General features: G+C 58.2%; 10 protein-coding genes and 1 pseudogene. 8 read left to right on the top strand and 3 right to left on the bottom strand.

Annotated features, from left to right (window positions below; translation table 11 throughout):
- The first annotated feature begins 72 nt into the window (after positions 1 to 72).
- The gene (locus tag BMZ57_RS25055) at positions 73 to 2,148 is read left to right on the top strand and encodes an EAL domain-containing protein (protein WP_010209980.1); all 2,076 of its coding nucleotides are present in this window, start codon (positions 73 to 75) and stop codon (positions 2,146 to 2,148) included.
- Here BMZ57_RS25055 and BMZ57_RS25050 read toward each other — a convergent pair.
- The 3 genes from BMZ57_RS25050 to BMZ57_RS25040 are packed head-to-tail and all read right to left on the bottom strand — an operon-like array spanning position 2,145 to position 5,419.
- Positions 2,145 to 2,978, bottom strand: coding sequence for a metal-dependent hydrolase (locus BMZ57_RS25050; RefSeq protein WP_010209982.1), 834 nt, complete (start codon positions 2,976 to 2,978; stop codon positions 2,145 to 2,147). The genes BMZ57_RS25055 and BMZ57_RS25050 overlap by 4 nt on opposite strands.
- Positions 2,979 to 2,993: 15 nt before the next feature.
- The gene (locus tag BMZ57_RS25045; RefSeq protein WP_010209983.1) at positions 2,994 to 3,884 is read right to left on the bottom strand and encodes an SDR family NAD(P)-dependent oxidoreductase; all 891 of its coding nucleotides are present in this window, start codon (positions 3,882 to 3,884) and stop codon (positions 2,994 to 2,996) included.
- Positions 3,881 to 5,419: a flavin-containing monooxygenase gene (locus tag BMZ57_RS25040; protein ID WP_021491575.1), complete on the bottom strand. Its 1,539-nt coding sequence runs from the start codon at positions 5,417 to 5,419 to the stop codon at positions 3,881 to 3,883. The genes BMZ57_RS25045 and BMZ57_RS25040 overlap by 4 nt, the downstream gene beginning before the upstream one ends.
- Positions 5,420 to 5,686: 267 nt before the next feature.
- Between BMZ57_RS25040 and BMZ57_RS25035 the strand changes: the two genes are divergently transcribed.
- From BMZ57_RS25035 to BMZ57_RS25005, 7 genes and pseudogenes are all read left to right on the top strand, one after another.
- Positions 5,687 to 6,685, top strand: a complete 999-nt coding sequence (locus BMZ57_RS25035; protein WP_029529126.1) for an alpha/beta fold hydrolase — start codon at positions 5,687 to 5,689, stop codon at positions 6,683 to 6,685.
- Between the two features lie 294 nt (positions 6,686 to 6,979).
- Positions 6,980 to 8,260: an alkane 1-monooxygenase gene (locus tag BMZ57_RS25030; RefSeq protein WP_010209991.1), complete on the top strand. Its 1,281-nt coding sequence runs from the start codon at positions 6,980 to 6,982 to the stop codon at positions 8,258 to 8,260.
- A gap of 132 nt (positions 8,261 to 8,392) precedes the next feature.
- Positions 8,393 to 8,887 carry an alkane oxidation protein activator PraA gene (praA, locus tag BMZ57_RS25025; protein WP_010209993.1) on the top strand — a complete coding sequence of 165 codons (495 nt, stop codon included), beginning with the start codon at positions 8,393 to 8,395 and terminating at the stop codon, positions 8,885 to 8,887.
- A gap of 132 nt (positions 8,888 to 9,019) precedes the next feature.
- Positions 9,020 to 9,514 (top strand): alkane oxidation protein activator PraB, encoded by a 495-nt coding sequence (gene praB / locus BMZ57_RS25020; protein ID WP_069673396.1) that lies wholly within the window; start codon positions 9,020 to 9,022, stop codon positions 9,512 to 9,514.
- Between the two features lie 130 nt (positions 9,515 to 9,644).
- Positions 9,645 to 11,099 (top strand): outer membrane protein transport protein, encoded by a 1,455-nt coding sequence (locus BMZ57_RS25015; protein WP_021491572.1) that lies wholly within the window; start codon positions 9,645 to 9,647, stop codon positions 11,097 to 11,099.
- Positions 11,100 to 11,511: 412 nt separating this feature from the next.
- The gene (gene praB / locus BMZ57_RS25010; protein ID WP_021491571.1) at positions 11,512 to 12,006 is read left to right on the top strand and encodes an alkane oxidation protein activator PraB; all 495 of its coding nucleotides are present in this window, start codon (positions 11,512 to 11,514) and stop codon (positions 12,004 to 12,006) included.
- A gap of 74 nt (positions 12,007 to 12,080) precedes the next feature.
- Positions 12,081 to 13,085 (top strand): annotated as a pseudogene (locus BMZ57_RS25005) (outer membrane protein transport protein); the annotation flags it as partial.
- Between the last annotated feature and the right edge of the window lie 145 nt (positions 13,086 to 13,230).

Here is a 13,230-nt window from a genome sequence, read left to right as displayed (position 1 = left end):
ACGTGTAGCGTTAACCCCGTATTTCCGGCCCTGCCTTTCAGGGACAGTGGGCGATGGGCAGAGGGATCGGTCATGGCGCAAACGCTGTTCAAGCTTTTCTTCACCCAACGTCTGGCCGCCTTGGCCAGCACGGAGTCTCTTCGAGCGATCCGCGAAGGTTTGTTGTGGATCCTGCCTTGCCTGCTGGTGTCTGCCGGTTTCCTGATCCTGTCCGAATGCGCGCGGATGCTGGGTTTCGATGCGCAAGTGGTGGCGTTCTTCGCTGGCTTGCACAATCAAATCAGCTCTGTGATCCCGCTGCTGGTCGCTGCGTCCATCGGTTACATGTTGGCAATCCAGCATCGATTGCCGCAACTGCCGGTGGCGTTCCTGTGTCTGGCCCATGTAGTGGTGGCAACGTTTATCCTGCGTGAATACCCACGCGCTTCGGCCACTTTCGTCCTGTTTATCGCGATTGCTTCGCCGCTGTTGAATGTGCCGGCGATTGCGTGGCTGCACCGTTACCGCTGGACTCGGTTGGTCAATGAAGACCTGGTGGGGCACAACCTGCGGGGCACTATCAATATGGTGGTACCGGGCGCCATCACCGCGCTGGCGTTGGTGGTGGTGTTGTCTTTGCTGCTGCAGATTCCTTACGTGGCGCAACTCCAGGGGCCCCAAGTACTCCATGCCCTGGAGTCGCCTTACGGCAGCGGCCTGTTTGTGACCCTGATGAATTCGCTGCTGTGGTTCTTCGGCATCCACGGTGTGTACGCCATGCAGCCGCTGTTCGATGTGCTGGACCAGGCGGTGGCGCTGAACGGTGCGGCGTCGGCGGCGGGCGAGCCGATCAACTACCTGTTGAACAGCGGCCTGTTGGGCAGCTTCGCGTTTATCGGCGGTTCGGGTGGAGCTTTATGCCTGTTGCTGGCGATCCTGCTGTTCTCCAAGAGCCAGTCCATGCGTTTGTTGGCGATGGCGAGTCTGCCGCTGTCACTGTTCAACGTCAGTGAGGTGCTGTTGTTCGGTTTGCCGATCATCCTAAACCCGCGCTTGTTCATTCCCTTTCTGGTGGTACCCGCGTTGAATGCCATGGTGGCGTTGACGGTGGTGCAGATGGGCTGGGTCTCGCCGGCGGTGGTCAGCGTTCCACTCACAGCGCCGGTGCTGCTCAATGCCTACCTGAGCACTCATGGTGACTTCGCGGCGGTGGCGCTGCAACTGACGCTGCTGGGCCTGGGCACGTTGGTGTATGCGCCGTATGTGCTTGCGATTCATCGCCAGGCCACCGAAGGCGGCACGGTCTACCTCAAGTCTCTGGACATGACCTTCCGTGGTCTTGAAGAAAAGGGCCGGCTGCGTGAGCTGGATCCGGTGCTCGCCTCCCACAAGGCCCTGGCGCGCCAGGCCAATGAACTGAGCCGCATCCAGCAAATCAGCGACTACGATTTCTACCTCGAATTCCAACCACAAGTCTCGACGCGCACCGGCCTGTGCACCGGCTGTGAAGCGCTGATGCGTGCCCGTGACGCCCAGGGCAAGGTGCATTCGCCTTGGGAGTTCCTGCAATGGCTGGCCCAGGCGCAGTTGATGCCGGACGTGGATGTGTGGGTTGCGTCCCAGGCGGTTCGCCAGTACCAGAAGTGGCAGAAACTCGGCTTTGTCCTGCCGATGACTATCAATATTTCCAGCGCGACGCTGACCGACGCCGCCTATGGTGAACGCCTCGTAGAAATCCTGGCCCAGGCCCACGGGCACGTCTCGGTGGAAATCACCGAAGACGCGCTGGTCGGCGATATTCAGGTCACGCGCCAGACCATCCAGAAGCTGCAGGCCATCGGCGCCAAGGTCTATATCGATGACTTCGGCACCGGTTTTTCGGCCTTGAGCTACCTGCATCAGTTTCCAGTGGATTTCATCAAGATCGACCGCAGTTTCGTGGTGGCCCAGCGCGACCCCAAAGGCGCCCAAGTCATGACTGGCATGCTGCGCTTCTGTGAGGCGCTGAACCTGGGTGTGGTGGTGGAAGGCGTGGAAACCGCCGAGCAGTTGGCCTTTCTGAACACCGGCGCCGAATTGATTATCCAAGGCTGGTATTTCAGCAAGGCACTGCCGGCAGATCAGTTGGAAGACTTTGTGCGTGAGCGCGCCGCCTTGGCGCAAGCCTAATACCCGCGCTGAGTCTGTTCGATCTCCTCGACCAACCCGTCGATTCCCGCCAGGCGCGCACGGTTGTCGTGGTCCCAGGGGTGAAAGCCGGGTTTGAAGTAATGCAGCCACGGCACCAGCATCCGTGGGAAAACTCCCTTGGGCCCATACAGAAATTTCAGCATGCGCCAGAAGCCTTTCAGGTGCCCGCCGGACTTGCGGTCAGCGATCAGCAGGCGCAGGTGGAAATCGAAGACCACCAGCCAGAAAAACACCGTGGTGGTGAGCATGGTCCCGGTACGCAATAAATAGCGCTTGGGCCCGGGCTTGATCACGGTGTTCCAGACATCGAAGGCCACCGCTTTGTGTTCGGTTTCCTCCAGGGCATGCCAGTACCACATCTGTTGGTAGCCCTTGAGTGAATCGCCGAAGCGAGACGGGTCGCTCAGCAGGATTTCGGCCAGCATCGCAGTGTAGTGTTCAAGGGCAATGGTCACGGCCAGGTTGAAGGAGGCTGGCAGGTGTTTTTTCTGCAGGTCGAGGATGAACTTCAACCGACGGTCCAGCGTGTGCGCTGGTAAGCCGGCCGCTTGCAGCAGATCGTTGTAGGCCACGTGTTCGCGGCTGTGCATGGCCTCCTGGCCGATAAAACCCTGGATCTCTTTCTTCAGCGCTGGATCGTCGATGCGTTGGCGGTAGTGGCGCACGCTGTCCATGAAAAACAGCTCGCCCTGGGGGAATAGCAGCGACAGTGCGTTGAAGAAGTGCGTGATGAACGGCCCCTGTTCATGCCAGTTTTTGATGCGCTCGGCGGGCAGGGCGAAATGAATGTCACGGCGGATCGGCAGCATAGTGCGTGCTCCTGTTCAGAGACGAGGCTCGTCGTTGGTTTCAAGCACCGGTGTGCGGGGTTTCGGCGCCATGCGCTGGCTGGCGAACACCACCAGGGCTTGATAGGCCGCCGGCAGACAGCGGGCGAGCAGGTCGAGGAAATAGGCGTCGCGGCCGATCAGCACGCGACGTTTGTTTTTACGCACCCCGTGCAGGATCACCTTGGCGGCCTGGTCGGGGTCGGTGATGAACAGCTTTTCGAAGTCGGCGCGGGCCTGCTGCTCGCTGTGGATCAGGAACCCGGTCATGTTGGCGTCGATACGGCTGCTGCGGCAGATATCGGTGCGTATCCCACCGGGGTGCACGCAGGTGGCCGATACGCCGCAACGTTGCATGTCCAGCTCTTGGCGCAGGGATTCGGTAAAGCCACGCACGGCAAACTTGGTGGCGTTGTAGCCGCTCATGCCCGGTTGGGCAAACAGGCCGAACACGCTGGAGGTGTTGACGACATGGCCTTCTCCTGAGGCTTTCAGGTACGGCAGAAACGCCTTGGTGCCATGGACCACTCCCCAGAAGTTGATGCCGACAATCCATTCCAGGTCGGCGTAGTCCACACCCTCCACCGTACTCGACAAGGCCACCCCTGCATTGTTGAAGACCAGGTTGACCCGGCCGTGTTCGGCCACGCAGCGCGCAGCCCAGTCCTCCATGGCCCGGCGATCGGACACATCCAGCACTTGGGTGGTGATCAGCACGGGGGCCAGGGTGGAGGCCTTGATCAATGCCAACGTCTGTTCCAGCCCCTGGCTGTTTTTGTCCGCCAGTGCCAGGTGGCAACCTTCCCGTGCCAGGGCCATTGCCAGGGCGCGGCCCATGCCGGATGCCGCGCCGGTAATGGCCGCTACGCGGCCGTTGAATGACTTCATGACAGGCTCCCTTCGGCAGTGGAATGGGCTGTAGGCACAGGACGGTGGGGCGCATGGATCGGCACCCGACTGGTCACATAGTCCTTGAGCGCAAACTGGCGGGTGACGCGTTTGAAGCGCCAGGTCGAGCCCGGCCACAAGGTGGTGTTTTTGCCCGTGCGTGGGTCCAGGTACCAGCTTCGGCATCCGCCGGTGTTCCAGATGGTGCGCTTGAGTTTGGCTTGCAGCTGTTGGTTGTAGGCGCTCTCCACGCTGGGTTTGACGTCCACGCTGGCGATGCGATGTCGCTGCATTTGCTCAAGTGCATCGAGAATGTAGGTCACCTGGGCTTCAATCATCAGGATCATCGAGTTGTGCCCCAGGCCGGTGTTGGGCCCGACGATCAGGAACAGGTTGGGATAGCCGGGCACCGTGGTGCCCTTGTAGGCATGGGCGCCGTCTCGCCAGGCATCCATCAGGTCCACGCCGTCGCGCCCGATGATGCAGTCGCGGGGCAGGGGGTCAGTGGCCTGGAAGCCGGTGCCGAAGATCAGGCAGTCGGCTGGGTGCTTGATACCGTCGGCAGTGATCACCCCGTCTGCTTCGATGCGCAGCACGTTGTCGGTGACCACTTCGACATTGCTTCTCGACAGCGCGGGGTAGTAGTCATTGGAAATCAGCACGCGCTTGCAGCCGATGGTGTAGTCCGGGGTCAGGGTCTTGCGCAGGGAAGGGCGTGCCACTTGTTTATGCAGATGGCGCAGGGCAATTTTCTGCACCATTTTCATCAGCCGTGGGTGCAGGGCAAAGCCGACCACGCGGCCTTCCAGAGCCCAATAAAAGGCACTACGCACCAGGCGTTGGGTGAAGGGCAGGTGCTTGAACAGCCAGCGTTCGAGAGGTGAGATTGCCCGGTCCGGCTTGGGCATGATCCACGGTGGCGTGCGCTGGAACAGGTCCAGATGAGCCACTTGGGACGCAATCTGCGGCACGAACTGAATGGCGCTGGCGCCGGTGCCGATCACCGCCACGCGCTTGCCCTTCAAGGAGTACGCGTGGTCCCACTGCTGTGAGTGGAAGCGTTTGCCCTTGAAGCTGTCGAGTCCCGGGATATCCGGCAGCGCCGGACGCGACAGGCCGCCCATGCCCGACACCAGCACCCGCGCGCTGACCTGGCGGCCATCACTGAAGCGCAATTGCCAGCGCTGGTGTTGCTCATCGAATACCGCCCGCTCAAGGCCCATGCCGAAACGCAAGTAGGGCGCCAGCTCGTAGCGCGTGGCGCATTGCTCCAAGTACGCACGGATTTCTGCCTGGGGCGCGAACTGCCGCGTCCAGTCCGGGTTGGGCGCGAAGGAAAACGAATACACGTGGGACTGCACATCGCAGGCGCAGCCTGGGTAGTGGTTGTCACGCCAGGTGCCGCCGAGGGTGTCGGCCTGCTCGGCGATAAAGAAGTCGGTGAACCCGGCCTTCTTGAGCTTGATCGCCATGCACAAGCCGGCAAAGCCGGAGCCGATGATGGCGATATCGATTGAGTCGCTCTGGGCATTCATAAGCATTCCTTCATGGGCATCGGGTGTGCTCCTTTTCTTGTTGTGTCTTTTAGATAGAACACCATTGCAAAGAAAAATTGAATTACTTATTTTAAAAAAGATTTTAAATAATCTACCTGAAAATATCACCTACGCTAGTCCCAGGTTCCTCATGTGCGACTTGTCCGACGGACAGGCGCGATATTCAGGTCCAGGGTGTGGGCGATAGCTGAGGCTTTGATCAATTCCGGTCAGGTCGACAGCAGCAGGGAAGCAGAGGACCGAGCTATGGCTGTTGAATGGGTTATCGCTGCGGCTGTATTGATAGGCGCGAGCGCCATTTCATGGGGGTTTAGTGCGTGGATGACTCGGCGCATTGAAGCCGCCGTTCCGGGCAGCGGGCGTTTTGTGGAGGTGGACGGCGAACGCTTTCATTATTACGAAGAGGGCAAGGGCCCACCGCTGCTGATGATTCATGGGCTGATGGGCAGCAGTCGCAACCTGACGTATGCCCTGTCCGGGCAGTTACGTGAGCACTTCCGCGTTATCACGCTCGATCGTCCTGGATCGGGTTACTCCACGCGTCATAAAGGCACCGCTGCGGACCTGCCGGCCCAGGCGCGGCAAGTGGCGGCCTTTATCAATACGCTGGGCCTGGATAAACCCATAGTGTTGGGGCATTCCCTGGGCGGGGCGATTTCCCTGGCGCTGGCCCTTGACCATTCCCACGCGGTGTCGGGGTTGGTGTTGGTGGCGCCACTGACCCATCCACAACCCACTTTGCCGCTGGTGTTCTGGTCACTGGCGGTGCGACCGGCTTGGCTGCGGCGCTGGGTGTCTCACACCCTCACGGTGCCTATGGGCCTGTTGACGCGCCGTGCCGTGGTCAAAGGCGTGTTCGCACCGGACAGCGCCCCCGACGATTTTGCCACCCGTGGAGGCGGGCTGCTGGGCATGCGCCCCGATAACTTCTATGCCGCGTCCAGCGAGATCGCCCTGGTCAACGACGACCTGCCGGAGATGGTCAAGCGCTACCCGCAATTGACGCTGCCCATCAGCCTGATCTACGGCGCGCAGGACAAGGTCCTCGACTTTCGCAAACACGGCCAGGCCCTGGCCGATAAGGTCCCAGGGCTGAAGCTGCAGTTGGTGGAGGGGCGCGGGCACATGTTGCCGATCACTGCCACCGCGCGGGTGGTGGAGGCGGTGCAACAGCTGGCGAAGCGTGCGCGGCCAGCGCAAACCGCGGCTATCCTGCATCCTCCGTTTGCCCTGACAAGCCAATAATCGTGGCACTCACCGCGGGTTGTACCGTTCGAAATGCTTGCCCTAGAGACCTGACCAAGCGCCTGCAAAAGAGACTGTCCGGTCACGCAAAAAAGGCCTCGAAAAACTAGTTGACGACCTAACGATTCCGCGCTATTTATTTAAAAAAATATTTCAATGTTTCTTTTGAAATGATTTTTGAAATGCCTAAGAGCGAATAAAAATGAAAAAAACGTCTTTTATCGCATGGTTGATTGCTCGGAGCATCCAACGCTCCCTGAACCTGTTTTCCGCCTCCCTGCAACGGAGGCTGCCATGAATCAGACACTGGCAGCTCCAAGCATCTGGACCGACGGCAAGCGTCACCTGTGGTGGTTGGGCATCATGCCCTTGGCCACGCCTTTATTGTCCGGCGCATTGGCCATCACCACCGGTGTCCAGCAACTCTGGTGGGTCGGTGTATTGGTGATCTTCGGCCTGATCCCGCTGATCGATGGCTTGCTCGGTGAAGACGTGAGCAACCCGCCCGAATCCGCCGTCAGCCATCTCGAATCGCAACGTTACTACCGCTGGATCGTTTACACCGGCGTGCTCTTTGTTATCTCGTCGGTGGTGATCACCGGTTGGCTCGCCGCTGGCGGTATCGACTGGATCATCCAGGGTGGGCTGTTGCAGGCTGCCGCTAGCCTGGAACCGTCGAGCGGTTTGTCCCATGCGGCCAGCTACATCACCACACGTACTCAACTGCATGGCGAAGTGAGTGCGTTCACTTACCTGGGCATGGCCATGTCGACCGGCGCCGCAACTGGCATCGCGATCAACACCGCCCATGAACTGGGGCACAAACCCAATGCGCTGGAAGTGTTCCTGGCCAAGGTCACCCTGGCCCCGACGTTCTACGGTCACTTCTACACCGAACACAACCGTGGCCATCACGTACGCGTTGCAACACCAGAAGACCCAGCCAGTTCGCGGCTGGGGGAGAGCTTCTGGGCCTTCCTGCCACGCTCGGTCTGGTTCAGTGCCCGATCGGCCTGGAATCTGGAGCGCGAACGCCTGCGCAAGCTCGGCCTGCCGGCCTGGCACTGGCAGAACGGCGTGCTCAGCGCCTGGATGTACAGCGTGGTGTTGTGGGGCGCAATGATCGCCTGGCTGGGGGCAGCAGTGATTCCTTTCCTGATCATCCAAGGCATCTACGGTTTCTCGCTGCTGGAAGTGGTGAATTATGTAGAGCACTACGGCCTTAAACGTCAGAAATTGCCCAATGGTCGCTACGAGCGTTGTTCGCCACGGCATTCATGGAACAGTAATCGCATTGTTACCAATATCTTTCTGTTCCAGTTGCAACGGCACTCGGATCACCATGCCAACCCCACACGTAGTTATCAGTCGTTGCGTCACTTTGATGAGTCGCCGCAACTGCCGTATGGCTATGCGAGCATGATTGTCTGGGCTTATGTGCCTTACTTGTGGCGACGGCGCATGGATCATCGGGTACTGAATCATTACGCGGGGGATATTACCCTGACCAATCTTCAGCCGTCACAGCGCTTGAAGTATCTGGAGAAGTACAGCAACAGCGCCAAACCGTTCTAAGTTCAACTTTACAGTGTTTGTGTACTCGGGGTCTGGATGCCGCGCAGGTCTTTATCGCCCGCCCGTTTCCAGATCAGTTGCCAGAAAGTTGTTTGACCCGAACAAAAATAATTAAAGGGAAGGACGTACACCATGCAATCACCTGCCACCTTCACCACCCATATCGTATTGGCTGCGCTGGGCCTGATCGCCTATCACCAGGCCCAGGCCGCCCGTATCGAACCCGCCGGCAGTGCGTTTACCGCCCAAGGGCCCATCAGTTTTTCAAAAGGCGCGCTGATCAGTGCTGATTGCACCATCAAAGTGGCCGGCAAGGTGGCGGCTGATGGTTCATCGGTAAACGTCGACAAAGTCGAATTCGACGGCGGCCTCAAGTGCAGCCGGGTGGAAGCCATCAACTTGCCTTGGGTACTCGTCGCGAAAGACACCAAGAGTGGTTCCATGTCGAAGATCGCCGTGGATGTCCATGCCTTTGGTTTGGGCGGCAAGTGCGGGCCATCCACTGCCGACGGTACATGGGACAACGCCACCGGCAAGTTGGAAGCCACGAATGTGCCCATCGGCGAAGACTGCAAAATCAAGACGGTATCTATCAAGATGCCGCCGACCTTTAAAGTTGTTGAATAACCGCTGGAAGTTGTTGCGGTAATTGAATTGAGATTTGGCTGGAAAGGGAAGTTCTGCAGTTTCACCGTGACCTCTCGATCATGGCCATTACCCCTGGCGAAATGAATTCGCCATAACATGTGAGGAAAAACAATGAAAAGCTTGAAAACTCTCGTGTCGTTGACTGCTTTGACTGTTTGCATGGGTGCTGCTTCGATGGCGAATGCCTACAGCATCAGTCCTGTCAGCACAAACTTCTCCGCGCCAGGCACCATTTCGGTGAAGTCACCGTCGTCCTTCCAGGCCACCGTTAACTGTGGCGCCACCTTTACCGGGAACGTCGATGCGACCGGTGTTGCCAAGATCACCAACGTCGCCGTCACCGGTGGCGGCCTGTGTGCGCTGCCTAAAATTACCGGCTTGCCTTGGACGTTGATTGCCACCGGTCCTGCTGCCGGGTCAGTGACCAACGTCGGCTACACCATTGCCTCTTCGATTCTGTATCCCGCCTCCAATTGCGGGCCTTCCACCATCACCGTGGGCTACAGCGGTGGTGTGCTGACCGCTACCAACCAGACCCTGAGCGGCAGCTGCACCGTGGTAAGCCTGAGTGTTACCCCAAGCCCTGCACTGACCATCGTGCCTTGAAGAAGGCCTGAGAACAAAGGGTTGATCACCCGGTGAAAAACTGGCGCCTCCACAGGGCGCCAGTTCATGAATTGCAAGCCGCAAGACGAACCGGCAGGGCTGGCTCAGAGATAATAATAAGGAGTGCCGCATGAATAATAAGAAACAACATGTGCAGGTTTTGCTGGGGCTGGCGTTGATGGGCGGGGCTATGGCGACGGCACCCGCACAGGCCGGCGGTTTTTCAACACCGACCTACGGGGCGCCAGGGTGGGGCCGGGCATTTGCCGGTGGTTCACTGTTTAAGAACGACCCGAGCTCAGCGTACAACAACCCGGCGGCCATGGCGTTTGTGGAGCACAACGTTGCGCAATTTACGGTCGACTACGCGCGCATCAAGATCAAGTACAAGGGCGATGCCTCTGATTATGCGGGCAACCCCATTTCCAATACGCCATTGGATGCCAATGGTTTTCCCGATGGGACGGCGACTACGGTCAATAACAATGACGGTGGGCAGGGCGGGTTTACGGCCTGGTTGCCAACCGGGTTCATGGTCATGCCCCTCGGGGATCGCTTCGCGTTCGGCTTGAGCCAAGTTGTGCCCCAGGGCATGCGCTCTACCTGGGATGAGAACTCGAAACTGCGCGACTTTGCAGTGGACACCAAAATCGAAACTGTGGGGCTGACCGGCTCCCTGTCCTTCAAAGTGAATGATCAGTTCTCCATCGGAGGCGGGGTGATCGTTCAGCACAGCAAGGGGTTCGTCAGCCAGAACGTCGACTTGCTGTCTGCCGCTGCAGTGTCCGATTCGGTGCTGGGTGGCATCAATTTCCCATCGGATGTTGGTCATGCGTTGATGCGTGTCAAAGTTGACAATATTTCGGCGGGCTGGTTTACCGGCGTGGTCTGGAAGCCCACAGAACGAGATACGCTTGGCTTGAATTACCACGCCAAGATCAAGAACAAGATGACCGGCAAATACAATATTTACGCCGATCAGTTTTCCTACAACTTGATGACCCAACCGAGTCCGTTTGGCGGTAGCGGTACGTTGGTGAACACCGCTTATCCAGGGTTGGAGTTGGCACCGGACGGCGCCCACGCCAGCGTGCAGTTGGACATTCCTGCCACGGCGGGTCTGGACTGGGTACACCAGTTCAACGATCGTTTCACCTTGGGAGCGAGCGTGACCTGGACGGAGTGGTCCTCGTTCAAGGACCTGACGCTTAACTCCGGCGGCACCACTATTGTGTCCATTCCCTACAACTACAAGAACACCTGGATGTACTCCCTCGGTGGCGACTATCGGGTTACCGATGAGCTGACCTTGCGTGCAGGTGTCGCCCTTGATCAGACACCTACCCGCAATTCGACTCGCGACCCGCGAATCCCGGATGGCGACCGTACATTCCTGTCGTTGGGGGCCGGCTACGACGTGAAAGCAATCAAGGGGCTGAGTGTTGACTTGGCCTATTCCCACCAGTTTGTGCAAGAGGTCAAGCTCAAGACCCAAAACGTCGATCGCCTCGGTGGCGCAAGCCTGAATGGCAAAGCCGAATCTTCAGGTGATGTTGTTTCTGTTTCGGCTACCTACGCGTTCTAGTTCAATGCCCCAACATTAGGGATAAACGCGCCAAGCGCATCTTGGTGCGTTTATCCTCGATGTTTCTTTTTAACGGGATGCTCGCGTAACCCGTTCATGTCTCCTAATTATCTCCACGTGAGAAATTAATAGTTGTTGGCAACTCTCCCGCTTTTTCAAGCGTCGATCGGCTGCGCGTTTAGTTGCGTGGTTTGGTACTACTCATCACTCAGATTATTCCTATTTCAGCTCATGTTCAGATGCAAGAGATTTGTTCTACCCGAACCGCAATGGTTTCAGGGAAGAACAATGTAGGTCGAACAGAGCGTTGATGATTTGGCTGTATCAAGAGAACTGTGGTTTACGCAGGGCTTTTTGAACATGGCCATTACTCCAGGCGATTAAAACTCGCCTTTATCGATGAGGAATAATAATGATGAACTTGAAAACTCTGGTGTCGTTGTCTGCCCTGGCTGTTTGCATGGGTGTTGCTTCTATGGCCAATGCGTACAGTATCACTCCTGTCAACACCAGTTTCTCCGCGCCCGGCACGATCTCGGTGAAATCGCCATCTTCCTACCAGGCAGCGGTCAATTGCGGGGCGACCTTCACCGGTAACGTCGACGCCGCTGGCGTTGCCAAAATCACGGATGTGGCCATTACCGGTGGTGGGCTTTGCAGTCTGCCCAACATCACGGGCTTGCCTTGGACCCTGACGGCTACCGGTCCAACAGCAGGTTCAGTGACCAACGTCGGATACACCATTGCGGGCTCGATTCTGTACCCAGGCTCCAATTGTGGCGCGTCGACTATCACTGGCAACTACAGCGGTGGCGTATTGACGGCGACCAATCAACCCCTGGCAGGCAATTGCACCGTGGTGAGCTTGAGCGTCAAGCCAACCCCGGCGTTCACCGTTGTTCCTTGAGGATGGCGTGAGCGCAAGGGGCTGATCGCCCGTTAAACGACAGGCGCCTCCAAAGAGGCGTCTGTTGCGACTGCGTGCCCCAGGGCATGCACTCCACCTGGGACCCAGACTCGAAAGTCCGTGGGTTTGCAGTGGACACCAAGATCGAAACCGTGGGTTTGACGGGAGCCTTGTCGTTCAAGGTCAACGACCGGTTCTCCGTTGGCGGAGGGATGATTGTCCAGCACAGCAAGGGGTTCGTCAGCCAGAACGTCGACGTGTTGTCAGCGGCGGCGGTGTCGGACTCTGAACTGGGCGGCATTCCTTTTCCGTCGGACGTCGGCAGCGCGCTGATGCGAGTAAAGGTCGACAATGTGTCAGTTGGCTGGTTTTCCGGTGTGGTCTGGAAACCCACGGAAAACGACGCCCTGGGCTTGAACTACCACGCCAGGATCAAGAACAAGATGACTGGCAAGTACAACATCCATGCCGATCAATTTTCCTACAATCTCATGACTCAACCGAGTCCCTTCGGCGGCAGCGGTACGCTAGTGGGCGTGGCCTATCCGGGGCTTGAGCTGTTTCCGGACGGTGCCCACGCCAGCACCCAATTGGACATTCCTGCCACCGCAGGCCTGGACTGGGTACACCGATTCAATGACCGACTTACCCTGGGCGCGAGTGTGGTCTGGACGCAGGGGTCATCGTTCAAGGACCTGACACTCAGGTCTGGGGGCATCACAATCGTCTCTATTCCCTACACCTACAGGAACACCTGGATGTACGCCCTCGGTGGCGACTTCCGTGCGACCGATGAACTGACCTTGCGCGCAGGTGTGGCCATTGACCAGACACCAACGCGCAATTCGACCCGTGATCCGCGCATCCCGGACGGCGATCGGACCTTCCTGTCGCTCGGTGCAGGGTATGACGTGAAGGCAATCGAGGGCCTGACCCTCGATGTAGCTTACTCCCACCAGTTCGTTCAGCCGGTGAAGTTGAAGACTCAGAACGTCGACCGGCTGGGGGCGGCAAGTCTGGATGGCAAAGTGAATGCCTCCGGCGATGTCGTGAGCCTGTCGGCCACCTATACGTTCTGACCTTTCAGGGCGGTGATCCCTTTAGATGACGGGTTGACCCGGCGGCCCATTCAGCCGCCGTTTTTTTCGTGCAGGCGTTAAATAAATATTTCAAAACAAAATTTGAATATAGTTTTCGAATTTTGTAGTGTGGCGTTACGCCGCA

This window comes from Pseudomonas simiae (assembly GCF_900111895.1).
GTDB classification, from domain to species: Bacteria; Pseudomonadota; Gammaproteobacteria; order Pseudomonadales; family Pseudomonadaceae; genus Aquipseudomonas; species Aquipseudomonas simiae.
The sequence above is the reverse complement of the archived record's forward strand: the minus strand, read 5'-3'. Positions and strand labels throughout refer to the sequence as shown.